The 21,000-nt window shown below is 76.2% G+C and carries 17 protein-coding genes; 13 read left to right on the forward strand and 4 right to left on the reverse strand.

Annotated elements, in window-relative coordinates; genetic code table 11:
- Positions 1 to 8 precede the first annotated feature (8 nt).
- The 10 genes from CELF_RS08680 to CELF_RS08725 all read left to right on the forward strand — a co-directional run bounded on the left by CELF_RS08680 (position 9) and on the right by CELF_RS08725 (position 11,470).
- Entirely contained in the window at positions 9 to 797 is a 789-nt protein-coding gene (locus CELF_RS08680; RefSeq protein WP_013770879.1) for an ABC transporter ATP-binding protein, read from the forward strand.
- Positions 798 to 930: 133 nt separating this feature from the next.
- Positions 931 to 1,401, forward strand: a complete 471-nt coding sequence (locus tag CELF_RS08685) for an NfeD family protein (RefSeq protein ID WP_013770880.1) — start codon at positions 931 to 933, stop codon at positions 1,399 to 1,401.
- Positions 1,402 to 1,450: 49 nt separating this feature from the next.
- Positions 1,451 to 2,626 carry an SPFH domain-containing protein gene (locus CELF_RS08690; RefSeq protein ID WP_013770881.1) on the forward strand — a complete coding sequence of 392 codons (1,176 nt, stop codon included), beginning with the start codon at positions 1,451 to 1,453 and terminating at the stop codon, positions 2,624 to 2,626.
- Positions 2,627 to 2,823: 197 nt separating this feature from the next.
- A complete protein-coding gene (locus tag CELF_RS08695; protein ID WP_013770882.1) occupies positions 2,824 to 4,569 on the forward strand; it encodes an ABC transporter ATP-binding protein in 1,746 nt (581 codons plus the stop codon).
- Entirely contained in the window at positions 4,566 to 6,584 is a 2,019-nt protein-coding gene (locus tag CELF_RS08700) for an ABC transporter ATP-binding protein (RefSeq protein ID WP_013770883.1), read from the forward strand. Before CELF_RS08695 ends, CELF_RS08700 begins: the two co-directional genes overlap by 4 nt.
- An 82-nt stretch (positions 6,585 to 6,666) precedes the next feature.
- Entirely contained in the window at positions 6,667 to 7,560 is an 894-nt protein-coding gene (locus tag CELF_RS08705) for a glucose 1-dehydrogenase (RefSeq protein WP_013770884.1), read from the forward strand.
- Positions 7,561 to 7,679: 119 nt separating this feature from the next.
- Positions 7,680 to 8,942, forward strand: coding sequence for an MFS transporter (locus tag CELF_RS08710; protein WP_013770885.1), 1,263 nt, complete (start codon positions 7,680 to 7,682; stop codon positions 8,940 to 8,942).
- Between the two features lie 27 nt (positions 8,943 to 8,969).
- Positions 8,970 to 9,221 (forward strand): hypothetical protein, encoded by a 252-nt coding sequence (locus CELF_RS08715; RefSeq protein WP_013770886.1) that lies wholly within the window; start codon positions 8,970 to 8,972, stop codon positions 9,219 to 9,221.
- 59 nt (positions 9,222 to 9,280) lie between these two features.
- Positions 9,281 to 10,570, forward strand: coding sequence for an endo-1,4-beta-xylanase (locus tag CELF_RS08720; RefSeq protein ID WP_013770887.1), 1,290 nt, complete (start codon positions 9,281 to 9,283; stop codon positions 10,568 to 10,570).
- A 57-nt stretch (positions 10,571 to 10,627) separates the two neighbouring features.
- On the forward strand, positions 10,628 to 11,470 hold the full coding sequence (locus tag CELF_RS08725) for a TrmH family RNA methyltransferase (RefSeq protein ID WP_013770888.1): 843 nt from the start codon (positions 10,628 to 10,630) through the stop codon (positions 11,468 to 11,470).
- 3 nt (positions 11,471 to 11,473) lie between these two features.
- On the opposite strand, the gene CELF_RS08730 is transcribed toward CELF_RS08725, so the two are convergent.
- On the reverse strand, positions 11,474 to 13,492 hold the full coding sequence (locus CELF_RS08730) for a TPM domain-containing protein (protein ID WP_013770889.1): 2,019 nt from the start codon (positions 13,490 to 13,492) through the stop codon (positions 11,474 to 11,476).
- 278 nt (positions 13,493 to 13,770) lie between these two features.
- On the opposite strand from CELF_RS08730, the gene CELF_RS08735 reads away from it, so the two are divergent.
- Positions 13,771 to 14,331, forward strand: a complete 561-nt coding sequence (locus CELF_RS08735; protein ID WP_126297699.1) for a hypothetical protein — start codon at positions 13,771 to 13,773, stop codon at positions 14,329 to 14,331.
- A 164-nt stretch (positions 14,332 to 14,495) separates the two neighbouring features.
- A complete protein-coding gene (locus CELF_RS08740) occupies positions 14,496 to 15,620 on the forward strand; it encodes a class I SAM-dependent methyltransferase (RefSeq protein WP_013770890.1) in 1,125 nt (374 codons plus the stop codon).
- On the opposite strand, the gene CELF_RS19475 is transcribed toward CELF_RS08740, so the two are convergent.
- The 3 genes from CELF_RS19475 to CELF_RS08755 form a co-directional block, all read right to left on the reverse strand.
- A complete protein-coding gene (locus CELF_RS19475; RefSeq protein ID WP_013770891.1) occupies positions 15,602 to 18,640 on the reverse strand; it encodes an AfsR/SARP family transcriptional regulator in 3,039 nt (1,012 codons plus the stop codon). The two genes, CELF_RS08740 and CELF_RS19475, sit on opposite strands and share 19 nt — an antisense overlap.
- Positions 18,641 to 18,751: 111 nt before the next feature.
- A complete protein-coding gene (locus CELF_RS08750; protein ID WP_232014326.1) occupies positions 18,752 to 19,315 on the reverse strand; it encodes a YbaK/EbsC family protein in 564 nt (187 codons plus the stop codon).
- Positions 19,316 to 19,323: 8 nt separating this feature from the next.
- Positions 19,324 to 19,863, reverse strand: a complete 540-nt coding sequence (locus CELF_RS08755) for a YbhB/YbcL family Raf kinase inhibitor-like protein (RefSeq protein WP_013770893.1) — start codon at positions 19,861 to 19,863, stop codon at positions 19,324 to 19,326.
- A 170-nt stretch (positions 19,864 to 20,033) separates the two neighbouring features.
- Between CELF_RS08755 and CELF_RS08760 the strand changes: the two genes are divergently transcribed.
- Complete coding sequence (locus tag CELF_RS08760) at positions 20,034 to 20,996, forward strand: hypothetical protein (RefSeq protein WP_013770894.1); 963 nt, start codon at positions 20,034 to 20,036, stop codon at positions 20,994 to 20,996.
- Positions 20,997 to 21,000 lie beyond the last annotated feature (4 nt).

Here is a 21,000-nt window from a genome sequence, read left to right on the forward strand (position 1 = left end):
TCGTGCCCATGACCGACGTTCTCGACCTGCAGGCCGTGACGATCCGCCGGGGGTCCACGACGATCCTCGACCAGGTGTCCTGGACGGTCCGTGAGGGAGAGCGCTGGGTCGTGCTGGGCCGCAACGGCGCCGGCAAGACGACGATGCTGCAGGTCGCGTCGGGCCGGATGCACCCCACCGAGGGCACCGCCGAGGTGCTCGGGGAACGGCTCGGGAAGGTCGACGTGTTCGAGCTGCGGCCGCGCGTCGGGCTGTCGAGCGCCGCGCTGGCGGACCGCATCCCGTCCGGTGAGACGGTGCGCGACGTGGTGCTCACGGCCGCCTACGGCGTCACGGGCCGCTGGCGCGAGTCGTACGAGGAGCTCGACGAGCAGCGCGCCGCCGACCTGCTGCGCGCGTTCGGCGTCGCGCGACTCGCGGACCGCTACTTCGGCACCCTGAGCGAGGGTGAGCGCAAGCGTGTGCAGATCGCGCGCTCGCTCATGACGGACCCCGAGCTGCTGCTGCTCGACGAGCCCGCGGCGGGGCTGGACCTCGGGGGCCGTGAGGAGCTCGTCGCGGCGCTCGCGGAGCTCGCGGCGGACCCGCGCTCGCCCGTCCTGGTGCTGGTCACGCACCACGTCGAGGAGATCCCGCCGGGCTTCACGCACCTGCTGCTCATGCGCGGCGGGGAGGTGCACGCGGCGGGTCCGCTCGACGAGGTGCTCACCGCGGAGAACCTGTCCGGGGCGTTCGGCGTGGACCTCGCGGTGGACCGCGTCGGCGGCCGCTGGACGGCGCGCGCGGTCTCGTCCTGACCCCCTCCCCGACGCCTCGGTGCCGCGGGGCGACCGGAGCGCAGGAAGCCCACGCGGAAGCAAAGTGATCCTCTAGGATCGGTGTACAGCGCGGTCAGCCCGGACGACCGCGCGGGGACCGGGAGGCTCACCGATGGCGGACTGGCTGTGGTGGGTCAGCGGAGCGCTCGTCCTCGGCATCCTCGAGATGCTCTCGCTCGACCTCGTGCTCGTGATGTTCGCGGGCGGGGCGCTCGCCGGCGGTGTCGCCGCCGGTCTCGGGGCGCCGGTGCCCGTCCAGATCGCCGTCGCCTGCGTGACGGCCGTGCTCCTGCTCTTCACGCTGCGGCCGTGGCTGCTGCGCCGCCTGCGCGCGCGCCAGCCGCTGGTCGAGACCAACGCCGCCGCGCTCGTGGGGCGCGAGGCCGTCGTCATGTCGACCGTGACCGTCGAGGGTGGCCGCGTCAAGCTCGCGGGCGAGGTGTGGAGCGCTCGCGCCGAGGCGGGCACCGCCATCGCCCCGGGGACGCCAGTGCGTGTCGCCCGCATCGAGGGGGCGACCGCCGTCGTGGCGGCCGCGGGCTCGGGCCAGCCGCCCGTGCCGGGTGCCGCCCCCGCCCGCTGACCCTGCACGACCCACCACGCCGGCCCGCCGGCGGACCCTTGGAGGTCTCATGGACGACACGACGAACGTGGGCCAGATCGCCCTCTACATCGTGCTCGGCCTCGCGCTGCTGTTCGTCGTCGTCGCGCTCATCCGCTCGGTGCGGATCGTGCCGCAGACCGTCGCGATGATCGTCGAGCGCCTCGGCCGGTACTCCCGCACGCTCGACGCGGGCCTGCACCTGCTGATCCCGTTCGTCGACCGGATCCGCGCGGGCGTCGACCTGCGCGAGCAGGTCGTGTCGTTCCCGCCGCAGCCCGTCATCACGTCCGACAACCTCGTGGTCAGCATCGACACCGTCATCTACTTCCAGGTCACCGACCCGAAGTCCGCGGTGTACGAGATCGCGAACTACATCATGGGCATCGAGCAGCTCACCGTCACCACGCTGCGCAACGTCATCGGCTCGATGGACCTCGAGCAGACGCTGACGAGCCGCGACCAGATCAACGGCCAGCTGCGCGGCGTGCTGGACGAGGCCACGGGCCGGTGGGGCATCCGCGTCAACCGCGTCGAGCTCAAGGCCATCGACCCGCCCGCGTCGGTGCAGGGCTCGATGGAGCAGCAGATGCGCGCCGAGCGCGACCGTCGCGCCGCGATCCTCACGGCCGAGGGCGTCAAGCAGTCGCAGATCCTCACCGCCGAGGGCGAGAAGCAGGCCGCGATCCTGCGGGCGGAGGGCGACGCGCAGTCCGCGATCCTGCGCGCCGAGGGCGAGGCTCGCGCGATCCTCCAGGTGTTCGACGCGGTCCACCGCGGCGACGCCGACCCGAAGCTGCTGGCGTACCAGTACCTGCAGACGCTGCCGAAGATCGCCGCGAGCCCGTCGAACAAGATGTGGTTCCTGCCGTCGGAGCTCTCGGGCGCGCTCGGCCAGCTCGCGCGCGGCTTCGGTGGCGAGCCGGCCGACGGCGCGACGGCCGACTCCGGCCGCCCCGCGGGCACCTCGCCCCTCGGCGAGGACCTGCCGCCCACGGCGCTCACCGACCCGGCGCAGGCGCTCGCGGAGGCACGCCGGGAGTCCGCGGCGGCGACCGCGGACGCCACGAGCGCGGGCACGCTCAGCGGCCGGCCGTTCGACCCGGGCGTCGAGCTCGGGCAGCGCCCCGGCGGCGGCGCCGTCCCGATGCACAAGCCGACCGACCAGCCTCCCGCCGCGCCGGACGAGCCGACGTCCGGGGCCTGACGACACCGGTTCACGGCGTCGACGACGCCGACGCCAGGGCCCCGCGGGACGACGACCGCGGGGCCCTTCGCCGTCCGCGAACGGCGCCCCGGCCTGGGCCCTATGTCGTTGTCCCGGGCACGGCACGGGCTTAGCGTGCCCAGAGCGGACGGCGGTGCACGAGGGCCCGGCCTCCGCGCGACCGGGAGAAGGTGCTCGTGCTCGTCACGCTGCTGCGCCACCACCTGAGGCCGTACCGCACCGCAGTCGTCGCGGTCGTCGTCCTGCAGGTGGTCCAGACGCTCGCCACGCTCTACCTGCCGAGCCTCAACGCCCGCATCATCGACGACGGCGTCGCCCGCGGGGACACGGGCGAGATCCTGCGGCTGGGCGGCGTCATGCTCGCCGTCAGCCTCGTGCAGGTTGTGTGCGCCGTCATCGCCGTCTACTTCGGCTCGAAGGCCGCGATGGGGTTCGGCCGCGACGTGCGGGGGCGGCTGTTCGGGCACGTGCAGACGTTCTCCGCGCAGGAGCTCGGCAGGTTCGGGGCGCCGACGCTCATCACGCGCACCACGAACGACGTGCAGCAGGTCCAGATGGTCGTCCTGCTGACGTTCACGCTCATGATCATCGCGCCGATCATGCTGCTCGGCGGCGTCGTCATGGCGCTGCAGGAGGACGTCGGGCTGTCGGGGATCCTGCTGTTCGCGGTGCCCGTGCTCGCGGCCGTGATCGCCGCGATCGTCGTGCGGATGGTGCCGTACTTCCGGTCCATGCAGAAGCGGATCGACGCGATCAACCGGGTGCTGCGCGAGCAGATCGCCGGCGTGCGGGTCGTGCGGGCGTTCGTCCGCGAGGAGCGCGAGTCGCAGCGGTTCGCCGCGGCCAGCACCGACCTGTTCGACACGTCGCTGCGCGTCGGGCGCCTGATGGCGCTCATGTTCCCGGCCGTGATGCTCGTCCTGAACGTCACGAGCGTCGGCGTGCTGTGGTTCGGCGGCCAGCGCGTCGACTCCGGCGAGATGCAGATCGGCGCGCTCACGGCCTTCCTGTCCTACATCGCCTACATCCTCATGGCCGTCATGATGTCGACGATGATGTTCGTGATGTTCCCGCGGGCCGTGGTGTCCGCGGAGCGCATCGGCGAGGTCCTGACGACCACGACGAGCGTGGTGCCGCCGACGGCCCCCGTGGCACCGCCGACCGGGCCCGACGCGCGGCCCGGGCTCGTCGAGCTGCGCGGCGTGGAGTTCCGCTACCCCGGTGCCGAGCAGGCGGTGCTGCGCGGGGTCGACCTCGTCGCCGAGCCGGGCCGCACCACCGCGATCATCGGGTCGACCGGGTCCGGCAAGACGACGCTCGTGAACCTGGTCCCGCGCCTGTTCGACGTCACGTCGGGCGCCGTGCTGCTCGACGGCGTCGACGTGCGCGACCTCGACCCCGACGTGCTGTGGACCCAGATCGGGCTCGTGCCGCAGAAGCCGTACCTGTTCTCCGGGACCGTGCGGTCCAACCTGGAGTTCGGCCGGCCCGGTGCGAGCGACGACGAGCTGTGGCACGCGCTCGACGTCGCGCAGGCGCGCTCGTTCGTCGAGGAGCTGCCCGAGGGGCTCGACGCGCCCATCGCGCAGGGCGGGACCAACGTGTCCGGCGGTCAGCGGCAACGGCTCGCGATCGCGCGCGCCCTGGTCAGACGCCCGCACGTCTACCTGTTCGACGACTCGTTCTCGGCACTCGACTACGCGACCGACGCGGCCCTGCGCGCGGCGCTCGTCCCGGAGACGCGCGACGCCACCGTGATCGTCGTCGCCCAGCGGGTCGCGACCATCCGGCACGCGGACCGCATCGTCGTGCTGGAGGACGGCGAGGTCGTCGGCGTCGGCACCCACACCGAGCTGCTGGAGCAGTCCGAGACGTACCGCGAGATCGTGTACTCGCAGGTCAGCGCGGAGGAGGCGGCGTGAGCCGCGAGCAGCGTCCCGCCCCGGCGGCGGACCCGGCCGTGCCGACCGCCCGGCCCGCGACCCCGGTGGCCGTGCCCCGACGGCCGCCCCGCGGCGGCCCCGGGCCCATGGGGTCGATGGGGATGCCGGGGGAGAAGTCGATGGACTTCCGCGGCTCCGGCCGCCGGTTCCTGCGCGAGCTGCGCCCCGAGCGCGTGCCGCTCGTCGCCGTCCTCGTGCTCGGCGTGCTGTCCGTCGTGCTCGCCGTCATCGGGCCCAAGCTGCTCGGCAACGCCACCAACGTCATCTTCGACGGCGTCGTCGGACGGCAGCTGCCCGCCGGCGTGACCAAGGAGCAGGCGATCGACGGGCTGCGGGCCCAGGGGCAGGACCAGCTCGCCGACATGCTCGCGGGCACCGGCGCCGTGCCCGGCGTCGGCATCGACTTCGAGCGGCTGCGCGACATCCTGCTCGTCGTCGTGCTCATCTACGCCGGCTCGTTCCTGTTCGGCTGGCTGCAGGGCCGCATCACCGCCGGCGTCGTGCAGCGCACCGTCTACCGGCTGCGCGAGCGCGTCGAGTCCAAGCTGTCCCGGCTGCCTCTGTCCTACGTCGACTCCCAGCCGCGCGGCGAGCTGCTGAGCCGCGTCACGAACGACATCGACAACGTCGCGCAGTCCCTGCAGCAGACGCTCTCGGCGCTCATCACGTCCGTGCTGACCGTCGTCGGCGTGCTCGTCATGATGTTCTGGATCTCGCCGCTGCTCGCGGTCGTCGCGCTCGTCACCGTGCCGCTGTCCGTCGTCGTCGCGGGCGCCATCGCCAAGCGGTCGCGGCCGCAGTTCATCGAGCAGTGGGCGTGGACCGGCAAGCTCAACGCGCACATCGAGGAGATGTTCACCGGGCACGCGCTCGTGACGGTGTTCGGCCGCCAGCACGAGGCCGCGCAGACGTTCGAGGAGCGCAACGAGGCCCTCTACCAGGCGAGCTTCAAGGCCCAGTTCATCTCCGGGATCATCCAGCCGGCGCTCGGGTTCCTCGCCAACCTCAACTACCTCGTCGTCGCCGTCGTCGGGGGCCTGCGCGTCGCCTCCGGCGCGATGAGCCTCGGCGACGTGCAGGCGTTCATCCAGTACAGCCGCCAGTTCACGCAGCCCATCACGCAGATCGCGTCCATGGCGAACCTCCTGCAGTCGGGGGTCGCGTCCGCCGAGCGGGTGTTCGAGCTGCTCGACGCCCCCGAGCAGTCGCCCGACCCCACGCCCGCGACGACGCTCGACCGGCCCGTGCGCGGCCGCGTGACGTTCGAGCACGTCGCGTTCCGGTACGACCCGGCGACGCCGCTCATCGAGGACCTGTCGCTCGTCGCCGAGCCGGGCGCGACGATCGCGATCGTCGGACCGACGGGCGCCGGCAAGACGACCCTCGTCAACCTGCTCATGCGCTTCTACGACGTGCCCTCCGGGCGCATCACGCTCGACGGCGTCGACACGCGCGAGCTGACCCGCGACGAGCTGCGCTCGCAGATGGGCATGGTCCTGCAGGACACGTGGCTGTTCGGCGGCACGCTCGCCGAGAACATCGCCTACGGCGTCGACGGCGCGACGCACGAGCAGATCGTCGCCGCGGCGCAGGCCACGCACGTCGACCGGTTCGTGCGCACGCTGCCCGACGGGTACGGCACCGTGGTCGACGACGAGGGCGCGAACGTGTCCGCGGGCGAGAAGCAGCTGCTCACCATCGCGCGCGCGTTCCTCGCCGACCCGCCGATCCTCGTCCTCGACGAGGCCACGTCGTCCGTCGACACCCGCACCGAGGTGCTCGTCCAGCAGGCGATGAACGCGCTGCGCGCCGGGCGGACGTCGTTCGTCATCGCGCACCGCCTGTCGACGATCCGCGACGCCGACACCATCCTCGTGATGGAGCACGGGTCGATCGTCGAGCAGGGGTCGCACGACGAGCTCCTCGCCGCCGGCGGCGCGTACGCGCGGCTGTACGAGAGCCAGTTCGCGGCTGCGGTCACCGCCGACGAGTGAGCCCTTGCGGCGTTCGGCGGGGCGCCGCACCTGGACGCACGTTCCGGTGGCGCTCCCCGGCCCGTGTGCCAACGATGGATCGATGACGGACCAGACCACGCCTCAGGACCCCCGTTCGCAGCAGCCCGGTGAGGAGGCCCAGTCGCCCGAGCAGATCCCGCACCCGGGTCTGACCGAGCAGATGGAGCACCAGCCGGACCACGGCGAGTCGACCTACACGGGTGCCGACCGGCTCGCGGGCAAGCGTGCGCTGATCACGGGCGCGGACTCGGGCATCGGCCGCGCGGTCGCGCTGGCGTTCGCCCGAGAGGGCGCCGACGTCGTGCTGTCCTACCTGCCCGAGGAGGAGGAGGACGCGCGCGAGACGGCGCGGCTCGTCGAGGAGGCCGGTCGCCGCGCGGTGCACGCGCCGGGAGACATCCGCGAGGAGCAGGTCTGCATCGACCTCGTCGAGACGACCGTGCGCGAGCTCGGTGGCATCGACGTGCTCGTCAACAACGCGGCGTACCAGATGGCGCAGGAGGACGGCCTGCTCGGCATCACCACGGAGCAGCTCGACCGTGTCTTCAAGACCAACCTCTACGCCCTGTTCTGGATCACCAAGGCCGCCGTGCCGCACATGCAGCCCGGCTCCTCGATCATCAGCACGAGCTCGATCCAGGCCGCGCAGCCCAGCCCGCAGCTGCTCGACTACGCGACGACCAAGGCCGGCATCCTCAACTTCACGCGCGGGCTGGCGCAGCAGCTCGGCGAGAAGGGCATCCGCGTCAACGCCGTGTGCCCCGGCCCGATCTGGACGCCCCTCATCCCGGCGACGATGGACCCCGAGAAGGTCGACCAGTTCGGCGCCGACACGCCCCTCGGACGCGCCGGACAGCCCGCCGAGCTCGCCCCCGCCTACGTGTTCCTCGCGTCCCAGGAGTCGAGCTACGTGAGCGGCGACTACATCGCGGTCACGGGCGGCAAGCCGCTCTGACGGGTCGACCCCGCCGCGACGGGTCTGTCGTCGCGGCGGGTTGGCCCGTCCGGGTGCCGCGCCGCCCGCGGGACCTCGGGCCCGTCGGCCGCGTCACCGGCGGCGCCTAGGGTGGCGCCATGGCCCCCTCCCACCCGCGGCTCCAGCGCGACCGCTTCACCGTCGCGCTGTACGGCTGCTTCGTCGTGTGGGGCTGGCTGCTCTACTCGTTCAACCCGAGCGTGCCGCTGCTCGCCGACGACCTCGGCATCACCGGCGCGCAGGCCGGCCTGCACGGCACCGCGATGGCGGCGGGGGCGATCCTCACCGCGTTCCTCACGCCCCGCTCCGTGCGGGCGCGCGGCCGGCGGTGGTCGCTGCTGGCGGCCTGCGCGGTCGTCGTCGCGGGCACGGTCCTGCTGCTCACGGCGAGCGTGCTGGCCGTCAGCCTGGTCGGCATGTTCGTGCTCGCGATCGGCGGCAACCTCGCGATCAGCTCCGCCCAGCCCGGGCTCGCGCAGCACCACGGTCCGGCCGCGTCGGCGGCCGTGACGGAGGCCAACGGCGTCGGGTCCGGCGTCGGGCTGCTCGGTCCGCTGGCCGTCGGCGCGTGCGTCGCGGCCGGGTTCGGGTGGCGCCCGGCAGTCGCGGTCACCGCGCTGCTCGCGGTCGCGACCGCCGTGCTCGTCGCCCGGCAGCCCGTCGGGGGAGCCATGACGCCCGCCGAGCCCGCCGCCGACGCGACGCCCGCGGACCCGCAGCGCGCCGACCTCGCCGAGGTGCCGCGCAGGGCCGGTGCGCCGACGTGGTGGTTCCTCGCCGCGATCGTCGCCGCGCTCGCGATCGAGAACGCCACCACGTACTGGGCCACCGATCTCGTGCGGGAGCAGACGGGTGCGGGCGCGGGCATCGCCGCCGCGACAACCGCGGGCCTCGTCGCGGGCATGACCGCGATCCGGTTCGTGGTCGCGCCGCTGTCGCTGCGGGTGCGTCCCGCACACCTGCTTGCGGTCGCGTTCCTCGTCGCGATCGTCGGGTGGGCGATCCTGTGGACGGCCACCGTGCCTGGGGTCGCGCTCACCGGGCTCGTCGTCGCGGGCTTCGGGTACGGCGCGCAGTACCCGCTGTCGATCGCCCTGCTTCTCGCGGCGGCACCGGGCCAGGGCGACCGGGCGCAGGCGCGCGCGACGCTCGCGGGCGGCATCGCGATCGGCGTCGCCCCGTTCGCGCTCGGGGCGCTCGCGGACGTGACCGGTGCGCACACCGCGTTCCTTGTGGTCCCGGTGATCGCGCTCGTCGGCGCCGTCGCGAGCTGGTGCGGGGGCCGGTCGCTGCAGCGGGTGGCAGGCGCGCACAGCGGTGAGCCGGTCGGCTCCCGGACCGGCGGCTCGTCCGCCGACTGACGCGAACGACCGAGGAGAGGCAGACGCATGTCGCGACGGACGATCGGGATCCTCAATGTGGTGGGCGGCGTGCTGCTGCTCGCCGCCGGGCTCTGGACCGGATATCAGGGCGGCGTGGCGGCTGACGAGCTGGGTACGAGCGGTCGCGTGACGCCCGCGGAGCTCGCGTGCGTGGTGCTCGGCGCGGGGTTCGCCTGCGTGGGCGCGGTGGCGTGGCTCTCCGGCCCGTCGCGGCGGAGGGCGGGCGCGACGTCCGCGAGCGTGGACGCGGTTCGATAACGTTATCGATCCATGGCAGGCTGTCCCGGTCGACGACGACCGAGGAGAGCACCGCAGCCATGCCGCACCGCCCCATCGCCCCGCCCGTGCCCGACCCGACCCTCGCGCACCGCACCGCGGACGCCCGCCTCGTGGTGCGCGGCCCCGACGGCACGCCGCTGCGCCGCACCGACGTCGTCGTCGAGCAGACCGCGCACGCCTTCCGGTTCGGCTGCATCGGCTTCGACCTGATCGGCCTGGCGAACGGCGAGACCGCCGACGCGCCGTCCGTGTTCGGCGGCGCGAGCAACGCGTCCGCACCGGCGCTCGCCGACCTGTGGCTCGACGTGTTCAACACCGCGACGCTGCCGTTCTACTGGGGCGGCTTCGAGCGCGAGCGCGGACGCCCCGACACCGAGCGCCTGCTGACGGCCGCCCGGTGGTTCGCCGAGCGTGGCGTCGAGGTCAAGGGGCACCCGCTGGCCTGGCACACGGTCGCGCCGGCCTGGCTGCGTGACCTGCCCGTCGACGAGGTCGAGGCCGCGGTGCGAGCGCGCATCACGCGCGACGTCACCGACTTCGCGGGCGTCGTCGACACGTGGGACGCGATCAACGAGGTCGTCATCATGCCGGTGTTCGACAAGGAGCCGAACGGGCTGACGCGCCTCGCGTGGGACCGCGGGCGCATCGCGACGATCCGCCTGGCGTTCGAGACCGCGCGGGAGGCGAACCCCCGCGCGACCCTGCTGCTCAACGACTTCGACATGTCGACCGCGTACGAGTGCCTGGTCGAGGGCGTGCTCGAGGCCGGGATCGGCGTCGACGCGCTCGGCCTGCAGAGCCACATGCACCAGGGCTACTGGGGCGAGGAGAAGACGCTGCGGGTCCTCGAGCGGTTCTCCCGGTTCGGGCTGCCCCTGCACCTCACGGAGACGACGCTGCTGTCCGGCGAGCTCATGCCGCCCGAGATCGAGGACCTCAACGACCACGTCGTCGACTCCTGGCCCTCCACGCCCGAGGGGGAGGCGCGGCAGGCCGACGAGCTCGTCCGGCACTACCGCACGCTCCTGTCGCACCCGTCCGTCGCGTCGGTGACGTACTGGGGCATCGCCGACGAGGGCGCGTGGCTCGGCGCGCCGGCCGGGCTCGTCCGCGTCGACGGCACGCCCAAGCCCGCCTACGACGCGCTGCGCGCGCTCGTGCGCGACGAGTGGTGGCACGCTCCGACGACCCTGACGACCGACGACGACGGCGCCGTGCCGGTGCACGGGTTCCTCGGGGAGTACGCCGTCACCGCCGCCGGGTCGCGTGCCGCGTTCACGCTCGACGGGACCGCTGCGGGGCCGGTCGAGGTGCGCCTGCCCGCCTGACCCCGCGTCGCGACCGGGCGGGGTCGGCGCGGTTCTCCGGGCTGGGAGGATGGACCCGTGCCACGCCCGGAGCTGCTGCCCGTCACCGACCCGACCGACCCGCGGCTCGCCGACTACGTGTCGCTCACCGACGTCGCCCTGCGCTCCCGGCACGAACCCGCCAAGGGCCTCTACATCGCCGAGTCCTCGACCGTCCTCGGGCGCGCGCTGCGGGCCGGCCACCGGCCCCGGTCCGTCCTGCTCGCGCCCCGCTGGGTGCCCGACCTCGAGCGCATGCTCGCCGAGCTGCCCGACGACGGCGCCACCGTGCCCGTCTACGTCGCGGACGAGCCCGTGCTCGAGGCCATCACGGGCTTCCACGTGCACCGGGGCGCGCTCGCGGCCATGCACCGCCCGCCGCTGCCGCCCGTCGCCGACGTCCTCGCCGCCGCGCGCGGCGGCGCCGGGGCTCGCCGCGTCGCCGTGCTCGAGGACGTCGTCGACCACACCAACGTGGGAGCGGCGTTCCGGTCCGCCGCCGCGCTCGGCGTCGACGCCGTGCTCGTCACGCCGCGCTGCGCCGACCCGCTCTACCGCCGCTCGGTGCGCGTGTCGATGGGCACGGTGTTCCAGGTGCCGTGGACGCGCATCGACCCGTGGCCCGACGGCATCGAGGAGCTGCGGTCCCACGGCTTCGTGACGGCGTCGCTCGCGCTCGCGGACGACGCCCTCACGCTCGACGAGCTGGTCGCCGACCCGCCCGAGCGGCTCGCGCTCGTCCTCGGCGCGGAGGGGCACGGGCTCAAGCCCGCGACGGTCGCGGCCTCCGACCTCGTCGTGCGCATCCCCATGGCCGGTGGGGTCGACTCGCTCAACGTCGCGGCCGCCGCGGCGGTCGCGTTCTGGGCGACGCGCGCCTGAGCGTCAGAAGCGGCCGCCACCGCCACGCCGGCTCCGGCCGGACGACGAGCGCCGCGACGAGCTCGACCGGGACGACGAGCGCGACGACGACCGCCGCGACGACGAGCTCGACCGGCGCGACGAGCCGCCGCCCCAGCCGCCGCTCGATCCGCCCGAGCTGCCCCAGCCGCCGCTCGAGCCGCCGAAGCCGCCGCGCGACGACGTCGACTCCCACGACCACGACGCGGCAGCCGCACGGCGGGCGCGCTCCGCGTCGACGTCCGCCGACGCGCTGCGGTACGCGGAGTCGGCCAGCCCGAGCGCGGCCTCCAGGGCCTGCAGGGCGGCGACCGGGTCGCTTCCGGTCAGCGGCACCGAGGACTCCGCGAGCCGCTGCGCCTCCGCGAGCCGCGTGCGTGCGGTCGGGCCCACCACCGTGCGATGGCTCTGGATGATCGCCTGCGCCCCGACGACGAGGCTGTCCAGCGCAGCACGCGCCTGCGGGAGCCGCTCGACCGCCCGGGCCCTGGCGGCCTCGGCCTCGCGCAGCGGGTCGAGCACCTGGTCGAGCGCCTGCTCGGCGGCGTGCACGGCGCTCGCCGCAGCCAGCGGGTCGGCTGCGGACTGCGCGGAACGGGCGTGCGCGAGCACCTCGCGCGCGCGGGCCGCGGGGGCCTCCACCGCGGGTGCGGCCGGCCCGCCCAGCCGTGCCGCGTCGGCCACGTCCGTCTCGAGGGCGGTGCACGCCGCGGCGAGCCGGGCGGGTGCCTGCGCGAGCTCGGTCGCGGCGGCGTCCACCGCGTCGAGCAGCGCGGCGGCCTGCGCGAGCGCGTCGGCACCCTCGAGCGCCGCGGCCACGGCGGCGGGCCGGTCCGACCCGACGACGGCGGTGCCGCGCGCGGACGCCGCCCGGGCCCGGTCCGCGAGCGCCCGCGCGCCCGCGACGTTGTCGACCACGGCGACGAGAGCGGAGGGTGCGTACCGGGCGGTCAGGTCGGCGAGCGTCGTCGCCGTGGTCGCGGCCCGGGCGTCCACCGCGTCGGCCCCCGACGCCGCGTCGGCGAGGAGCTCCGGCGCGCGTGCGTGCAGGTCGCGGAGGCGGTCGAACTCGGCGGACTGCGCGTCGAGGGCCGTGTCGACCCGCGTGCACGTCTCGAGGATCGTCGCGAGCAGCCTGCGGCGGTCGGGGGCCGTGTCCGGCACGCCGTCGTCGAGCTGCTGCCGGGCGGCGAACGCACCGGCCAGGTCGGTGCGCGCCTGTGTGAGCGCCGCGGCGAAGGGCGCGACCGTCGCGGCACCGAGCTGCGCCTCGGCGAACCCGAGCTCCTGCGCACTCGCCTGGACGGCCTCGTCCACGGCGACGAGGGCCGAGCTGGCGCGCCCGTCGAGCTCCTCGAGCTCGGCCCGCACCGCCGCTGCCGCACGCCGGCGCCGGACGAGCGCCGCCGACCCGACCCCGCCTGCGACCAGCAGCACGCCGCCGCCGAGGATCCCCAGCACGAGCCCGCCGTCGGGCCCACCCGGGCGCGCCCCGTCCGGGCCGAGCGCGTCCCCGGTGGCGGCGTCCGCGTAGCCCTCCGCCGCGGCGACCGCGGCGCCCGCCCAGTCGTCGTCGCGCAGCGCCGGCTCGATGCGGTCCGTCTCGACGTCCGCGAGCTGCGCGTCCGTGAGCGCGAGGTCCGGGTCGACCGACACCTGGTACTGCCGGTCCTCGACGGCGACCGCGAGCAGCAGGTCGTCGCGGCCCAGGCCCGACGCGACCGCCGTCTCGTCGGCCCAGTCCGCGCCGCTCGTGCCGTCGAACGTGCGCACGTAGACGACGAAGAGCTGGTACGGGGTGCGGTCGGCGAGGTCGTCGAGCGCGGCGACGACCTCCGCGCGGTCGGCGGCGTCGAGCACGCCCGCGCTGTCCGTGACCTCCTCGGCGAGGCGGCTCGGCGGCTCGGCCGACGCGGGACCGGCGAGGGCCACCGGGGCGACGGCGGCAACGGCCGCGAGCAGGAGCGCGCCCGCCGTGCGGGTGAGCGGGCGAGGGTGGGGCATCGTCTCTCCGGGCGTCGAGGGTGGGGCGCGGCAGCGGCCCGGTGCCGGGCGCGGGGCCGCAGGCACCCGGATCGTACCGACGGCCCGCGGCCGGGCCCGCGTGTGAGGGCCGGCACACCCGTCCGGGCGGTCCTCGACCGCGCGCACCGGCACACGGGGGAATGCGGCTGCGCGATGTCGGTGGTGTGCGGCAGTCTGACCCTTCGACGCCGGCGTCTGCGGTTCCCGCTGCTGTGCGCCGCAGAGCCTGCGGGGCAGCAGGTTCGACGGAGGTGGACGTGGCAGCGTGGGGACCCGGGCCGTTCGACGCCCACGTCGCCCTGGACTACCTGGAGGGCCTGACGCTGCGGCACGCGGACGTCGACGGCTCCCTGGACGTGGTGCCGGGCTCGGTCGACCACGCCGCGGTGCTCGAGCGCCTCGCGCACGAGCTGCGCTCCGCCGCCGACGGCGTCACGTTCGCGTGCTACGGCTTCCCGCACTCGACCTACGCGGCGGCGGGACTCGTGGCCGCGCGGCTCACCGGCGCGCACCGCCGCCCCGTCCCGTCGCTCGCCCCGCGCCACGTGCGTGACCGGCTCGGGCTCGGCGCGCACGCCGGGCACACCGTCCTGCTGACCGCACGGCACGCGCTCGAGCTGCAGCCCGCGGCGCGCGCCGCGGCGCGGGTGCTCACGGCGCCGTCCGTGTGGGCCGACGAGCCCGACGCCACGGTGCACCTGCTCGCCGCGACCAAGCAGCTCGCGACGCTCCTGGGGCGCACGTACGTGGCGGGTCCGGTCGCGGCCCGTCGCCCCGACCGGCCGCGGTGGGGGCGGGTGCTGCTGCGGCGTCCCTGAGGCGCGGTGCCGGCGGGCGGCGGATACCCGTGGCGCGGCGTGCGACCGGCCTGCGACCTGCTCGGCCGACGTGCGACTCGCGCGCGACCGGCGTGCGACCGGTCGGTGGTGGAGTGCGCGGACCGATCCCTCCCGGTCCGTCCGGGCGTCCCCAGGAGCACACCATGACCGACCTCCTCGACGAGCGCGTCTCGTCGTCCGAGCTCTTCGCCCCCGTCGGCGCGTCCGCCGACGACGTCGCCACCCGCGTCCTCGCCGCGGTGCTCGGCTCGCAGGAGGTGCTCGCGCTCTACGCGGGCGACCGCCTCGGCTGGTACCGCGCGCTCGCGCAGGACGGACCCACGACGTCGACCGCGCTCGCCCGCGCCACGGGCACGCACGAGCGGTACGTGCGCGAGTGGCTCGAGCACCAGGCGGTGGCGGGGTTCGTCACGGCCGACGGCGCCGCGGACGCGCTCGCCCGCCGGTACGCGCTGACGGCGGGTGCGGCCGAGGTGCTCACCGACCACGACTCGACCGCGTACGTCGGCCCGCTCGCACGCCTGCAGGTCGCGAGCGGCCGGGCGGTCGACGACCTGCTCGACGCCTACCGGACCGGCGGCGGCGTGACGTGGGCGCGCCTCGGCGCCGACGCCCGCGAGGCGCAGGCAGCGGTCAACCGGCCGTTCTTCCTCGGCCCGTTCGTCGACGAGGTCGTCCCGTCGCTGCCGGACCTGCACGACCTGCTGCGCGGCGGTGCGCGCGTCGCGGACGTCGGCTGCGGCGAGGGCTGGTCGAGCCTGGCGATGGCCCGCGCCTTCCCCGAGGTGTCGGTCGTCGGGCTCGACGTCGACGAGCCGTCGGTCGCCGCCGCCCAGCGGCACGTCGCGGCGCACGGGCTCGAGCACCGGGTGCGCTTCCTCGCGCAGGACGCCGCCGACGCCGCACGGGACCACGCGGGCGCGTTCGACGTCGTCACCGCGTTCGAGTGCGTGCACGACATGGCCGACCCCGTCGCCGTGCTGGGCGCGGTGCGGGCGATGGTCCGCGACGGCGGGTACGCGCTCGTCATGGACGAGCGGACGCAGGAGCAGTTCGCGGCGCCCGCGGGTGCCGTCGAGCGGCTGCTCTACGGGTACTCGCTCGGCGTGTGCCTGCCGGACGGCATGTCGCGGCCCGGCAGCGCCGCCACGGGGACCGTCATGCGGCCCGACGTGCTCGAGCGGTACGCCCGCGCCGCGGGGTTCGCGGGCCTCGAGGTGCTCGACGTCGAGAACGAGTTCTTCCGGTTCTACCGGCTCGTCCTGTAAGGGTCGTCGCCCGGGGCGGACGTCGTGGTGGACGGCGTCGCCCCGGGCGTGAGGAGCCCGTGCGCGGCCTGCTCGGGCGACCGCGCGCGGCCGGTGCGCACCCGGTCGGCGAACCGGGCGGCGCCCAGGCGGTGCTCGAGGGCCGCGCGGACGTCGTCGAGGCGCGCGCGCTCCGTGCCGTACGCGACGGGCACGTCGTCCGCCTCGACGACCGCGCCCCACAGCGTCGCCGCGCCGTCGTCGTCGCCCGCCCGCTCGAGCAGCACGAGCACGTTCCGCAGCGTCGTGACGAGGTGCGTGCGGTCGCCTGCGTCGAGCCACCAGCGCAGCACCTCCGCGACGTCGGACCACGGCGTACCGGGCCCGTCGGTTCGCGTGACGCGCGCGTCGCCGTGCCGTGCCAGCAGCGCCGTCGCGGCCGACCGCGCGACGCCGCCGAGGTACCGGTTGCCCGCGACCGCCGCGAGGTCCCGGGCCGCACGCAACGAGGCCAGCGCGGCGGGCGGGTCCGCGTCCGCCTCGACCTCGCCCGCGAGGAACGCGAGCCAGCCCGCCGTCGTCGGGCCGGGCGGGACCCCCAGCGCGTCCACCGCCGCCCGGCAGCGCGCGAGCGCGTCGCGCGCGGCGGACGTCTCGCCCGTGTACGTCAGCCGCAGCACGCGGTAGCTGTGCCCGATCTCCACGTGGTGCACCGAGCCCGCGCGCGTCCCGTGCTCGACGAGCACGTCCCCGAGCGCGGCGGCCTCGTCCAGGTCGCCCTCGAACAGGGCGGCGTCGGCGAGCACCTCGATCGCGTGCAGCCGGTCCGCGAGGGCGTCGGCCGACGCGAGCGCCCGACGCGCGTGCCGGGCGCCCTCGACGTGCCGGCCCCCGAGCACGAGCCGGGCCGCGAGCGACGCGTGCGCCGCCGGGTGGGCACGACCGCCCGCGTCCGCGACCAGGAGCGCCGCCCAGCCGAGCACCTCGTCCCGCAGCCCGTCGACCGCGTGGTCGTGCAGCGCGCGGGTGAGGCGCACCGCGGTCCCGGTGTCGTGCCGGCGCGCCCACGCGTGCGCGGCGCCCGCCTCGGCGAGCAGGTCGTCCGCCTCGCCGCGCGCCGCGGGCTCGTCCGGCCCGTGCAGCCGGGCGTCCGCGGCGGCGAGCAGGTCGGCGACGACGGCGGCGTGCCGGGCGCGCACGGGGGCGTCGTCGAACGGCTCGCCGACCGCCGCGCGGACGGTGCGCAGCATGCGCAGCCGGGTCCGGCCGTGCGCGTCGTCGCGCACGACGAGCGACCGGGCCGCGAGCGTCTCGACCTGCGCGCGGGCGACGTCGAGGACCGACGCGGCGACGGCCGGCAGGACCGCGGACGCGAAGACGGGCCAGCCGTCGAGCGCGCGCCGCGCCGCGGGGTCCAGCAGGTCGCGGGACCAGTCCACGAGCGCCGTCAGCGACGCGTGGCGCGGCTCGACGGCGCGCGCGCCGTGCGCGAGCTCGCCGAGGCGGTGCCGCAGCTCGTCGACGAGGTCGGCGCTCGACGTCGCCGCGGCGCGCACCCCGGCCATCTCGAGAGCGAGCGGCAGGCCGTCGAGCAGGTCGACCACGTGGTCGACCTCCGGGTCGTCGGCCGTGGTCGTGGCGCCCGCGGCGCGTGCCCGCGCGACGAAGAGCCGCCGGGCCGCGGACGGGTCGAGCGGCGCCACGCGGTGCACGTGCTCGCCGGGCACCCGCAGGGGCTCGCGGCTGGTCGCGAGCAGGCGCAGCGGCCCCGGGTGGTCGAGGAGCGTCCCGACGACCTCCGCGACGGCGTCGACGACGTGCTCGCAGTTGTCGAGCACCACGACGAGGTCGCGCGCCGCGAGCGCGGTCATCGCGGTGGCCGGGGGGCCGGCGGCGGCGCTCAGGCCGGCCGCCGCGACGACGGCAGCGGGGACGGCCGACGGGTCGCGCACCGCGCCGAGCTCGACGAACCGCGTGCGCGCGGGTGGGACCGTGCGTGCGACTTCGAGCGCGAGCCGGGTCTTGCCCACGCCGCCGGGTCCGGCGAGCGTGACGAGCCGCGCCTCGTCGAGCAGCGACCGGACGGCGGCGACCTCGCCCGCACGTGGGACGTACGGCGTGCGGGGCAGCGGGACCGCGCGACCGGGCGGGGCGGTCGGGACGCCGTCGGGGCGCGCGGGTGGACGCGGTACGTGCGCCGCGGCGTCGGAGCCCGGCCGCGCGGTGGCCGGCCCCCGGTCTGCGGCGAGCGGTGCCGGGGAGGCGTCGGACGGGTCCGCCGTCCGCCTCGGCGCGTCCGGCGGCGACGGCGCGACGGGCGCGCCGACGGCCAGCGCCTCCGCCTGGGCGGCGCGCAGCGCCGGACCCGGGAGCAGCCCGAGCTCGTCGAGCGCGCCGGCGGCGCGGCGGTGCGTCGCGAGCGCGTCCGCGGGCCGGCCCGCGGCGGTGCGGGCGCGCACCGCGACCGCCCACGCGAGCTCGCGGTACGGGTCCAGCGCGACGAGCGCGTCCGCCGTCGTGACCGCGTCGCCAGGGCGTCCGGCGGCGACGAGCGCCTCCGCGAGCGCGTGCAGCGCGTCGAGCCGCAGCCCGTCGAGGTGGCGGGCGGCGGCCGCGACCGGCGCGAGCTCGGCGGCGCGGCCGAACGCGGGGCCGTGCCACAGCGCGAGCGCCTGCTCCAGGGTCACGACGGTGTCCCGCGGAGCCTGCGCGCCCGCGGCGCGCACCATCGCCTCGAAGGCGCCCGCGTCGGTCGCGTCGGGCGGGACGTCCAGCACGTAGCCGCCGTCGAGCGTGCGCACGTCGTCGCCCACGAGCGTGCGCAACCGCGAGACGTGCGCGCGCAGCGTGTGACGCGCGGACGGCGGCGGGCCGTCGGGCCACAGGGTGTCGACGAGCACGTCGTCCGTCACGGCCCGGCCACGGTGCGCGAGCAGCACCGCGAGGAGCGCGCGCTGCTGCGGCCCGGTCACGGGCCGGTCGGCGCCGTCGCGGCGCACCTCCAGCGGGCCGAGCAGCCGGTACCGGGGGCGGTCCGTCATGGCCCGATGCTAGGCCGGGGCACCCCGGCGCGACCGACGGTGGGCCGCGCCGTGCGGCGGCAGGCTCCGTCCGGCCCGGGCTCGTCGACGACCTCGTCCGCGGACGCGGGCTCAGTCGAGCCCGAGCCCGTCGACCACCTCGACCCCGGGCGCCCGGGCGAGCAGCGCGCCCGGCAGGGCGACCTTCGAGCGGCGCACGCCGCTGCCGACGACGACGGTGCCACCCGCGTCCGGGTCGTCGACGACGACGCGCGCGTCGACGAGCACCCGGTAGCCGGCGGGCAGGCCGAGGGGCGTGATGCCGCCGTACTCCATCCCCGACTCCTCGACGGCGCGGTCGGTCGGCAGGAACGACGCCTTGCGCACGTCCAGCAGCCGCTTGACGGTCGCGTTGACGTCGGCGCGTGTCGTCGCCCGCACCACCGCGGCCGCGACCCGCTCCTCGCCGGCGCGTCGGCCCGCGACGAGCACGCAGTTCGCCGACGCCGCCGGGGGCAGGTCGTAGGCGGCGGTCAGGGCTGCGGTGTCGGCGAGGTCCGGGTCGATCTCGGTCACGAGCACCGCGTCCGCGACCTCGGCGTCCGCCGCGACCCAGGCCGTCAGGGCGGCGTGCACCGGCGCGGCGAGCAGGTCGGGGCGGTCGAGGGCGCGCACCCAGGTGAGGGTGCCCAGCACGTCCGCCGTCACCGCTGGTACGTCCCGACGAGCACCGCGCGGGCGAGCGTGTGGAACACCGCGGCGGTGCTCACGGCGCCGGGCATCGCGTCCGGGCCGACGCCGAGGGAGTCCGTGTCGAGCGCGTGGACGACGAAGAAGTACCGGTGCACCTGGTCACCCGGCGGGGGAGCGGCGCCGACGTAGGAGGCCTGACCGTCGTCGCCGCGGACCGCGAACGCGCCCGTGGGCAGGCCGGTGCCACCCGCGGTGCCCGCGCCCGACGGGAGCTCCGTCGTGCTGGCAGGGACGTCGACGAGGGTCCAGTGCCACCAGCCCGCCGGGCCGGGCGCGTCCGGGTCGAAGCACGTGACGAGGAACGAGCGCGTGTGCGCGGGGAAGCCCGACCACGCGAGGTGCGGGGAGACGTTCGCGCCCGCGGGGGTGTTCGTGTGCACGTCGGGCAGGCGGTCGCCGTGCGCGAAGTCGTCGCTGCGCAGGTCGAACGACGGCACGGCGGGCAGGAGCGCGTACGGGTCGGGGGCGACGGGGCGGGTCAGCGAGGTCATCGCCCCATCATCGCCCGACGGGCCGGTGGGCCGCAGGGGTGGGCCGGATTGACAGTGCTCCGGGTGTCGGCGTCTACTGAGATACTTCGAACAGGTGTTCGACGGGTGCGAGCGGAAGCTGCGTCGTCGCAGGTCAGCGGGTCGACGCGCAGGTGAGAGGCGGTGTGCGGATGGCGACGAGGACGCTGTCCGAGCAGGAACGGGCCGAGCTGGCCCGGGCCGTGCTGGCGCACGCCGAGCTGCGCACCGGGGCGCGCAGCGCCCGCATCGGCCTGCGGTCCGTGGAGCCGCCCACGCCCGGGGCTGGTCGTGCTGCGGCTGCGACTGTGCCTGCGACTGTGCCGGTCCCGGTGTCGGTGCCGGTGCGCGACCGGGGTGCGACCGCGCCCCTGCTCGGCACGGCTGCGGGGGGGACCGTGGCCCACCCGGACCTCGCCGCTCCCGCCGAGGCCGACGGCCCGGTCGAGCCGCGTCGGCACGGCGTGCTCACCGCCGAGCGTCCGCCGCTGCCCGTCCCCGCCCGCCTCGCGCCGCTCCTGCCGGACGGCCTGCGCCGCGGTGCCACCACGGCCGTCGTCGGGTCCACGTCGCTCGTGCTGGCGATGCTCGCGCACGCGTGCGCGGGCGGCGCGTGGGCCGCGGTCGTCGGCCAGCCGACGGTCGGGCTGCTCGCCGCCGCGCAGGCGGGCGTCGCGCTCGACCGGCTCGCGGTCGTGCCACGGCCCGGTGCGGACGCCGCGACGGTGGTCGCGGCACTCGTCGACGGCATCGACGTGGTGCTCGTCGGGCCGGACGCCGTGCTCACCGACACGGACCGGCGCCGGCTGTCGGCGCGGGCGCGCGACCGCGGGGCGGTGCTGCTGTCGACCGTCCCGTGGCCCGGCGCCGCGACGGTGCTCGTCGTCGAGGCGGGGCGGTGGACGGGTGTCGGCACCGGTGACGGGCGGCTGCGCACGCACGAGCTGCGCGTGACGCGGACCGGTCGCGGCGGTGCCGCCGTGCCGCTCTCGGTCGACCTCACGCTGCCGCTCACGGCCGAGCCCGCCGGAGCCGAGCGTGCCGGCGCCGCCGCTGCGCGGCGCGAGGCCGCCGCGCAGCGGCCCGGAGCCCCCGACCTGCGGCTCGTCGGGTGAGGCC

This window comes from Cellulomonas fimi ATCC 484 (assembly GCF_000212695.1).
Classification (GTDB): Bacteria; Actinomycetota; Actinomycetes; order Actinomycetales; family Cellulomonadaceae; genus Cellulomonas; species Cellulomonas fimi.

What these genes read in the sequence shown, in the direction of transcription:
- CELF_RS08720 (WP_013770887.1), top strand. Translation starts at nt 9,281, where the DNA reads ATGCCGCACCGCCCCATCGCCCCGCCCGTGCCCGACCCGACCCTCGCG.
- CELF_RS08760 (WP_013770894.1), top strand. Translation starts at nt 20,034, where the DNA reads ATGGCGACGAGGACGCTGTCCGAGCAGGAACGGGCCGAGCTGGCCCGG.
- CELF_RS19475 (WP_013770891.1), bottom strand. Translation starts at nt 18,640, where the DNA reads ATGACGGACCGCCCCCGGTACCGGCTGCTCGGCCCGCTGGAGGTGCGC.
- CELF_RS08705 (WP_013770884.1), top strand. Translation starts at nt 6,667, where the DNA reads ATGACGGACCAGACCACGCCTCAGGACCCCCGTTCGCAGCAGCCCGGT.
- CELF_RS08715 (WP_013770886.1), top strand. Translation starts at nt 8,970, where the DNA reads ATGTCGCGACGGACGATCGGGATCCTCAATGTGGTGGGCGGCGTGCTG.
- CELF_RS08755 (WP_013770893.1), bottom strand. Translation starts at nt 19,863, where the DNA reads ATGACCTCGCTGACCCGCCCCGTCGCCCCCGACCCGTACGCGCTCCTG.
- CELF_RS08730 (WP_013770889.1), bottom strand. Translation starts at nt 13,492, where the DNA reads ATGCCCCACCCTCGCCCGCTCACCCGCACGGCGGGCGCGCTCCTGCTC.
- CELF_RS08710 (WP_013770885.1), top strand. Translation starts at nt 7,680, where the DNA reads ATGGCCCCCTCCCACCCGCGGCTCCAGCGCGACCGCTTCACCGTCGCG.
- CELF_RS08685 (WP_013770880.1), top strand. Translation starts at nt 931, where the DNA reads ATGGCGGACTGGCTGTGGTGGGTCAGCGGAGCGCTCGTCCTCGGCATC.
- CELF_RS08680 (WP_013770879.1), top strand. Translation starts at nt 9, where the DNA reads ATGACCGACGTTCTCGACCTGCAGGCCGTGACGATCCGCCGGGGGTCC.
- CELF_RS08690 (WP_013770881.1), top strand. Translation starts at nt 1,451, where the DNA reads ATGGACGACACGACGAACGTGGGCCAGATCGCCCTCTACATCGTGCTC.
- CELF_RS08740 (WP_013770890.1), top strand. Translation starts at nt 14,496, where the DNA reads ATGACCGACCTCCTCGACGAGCGCGTCTCGTCGTCCGAGCTCTTCGCC.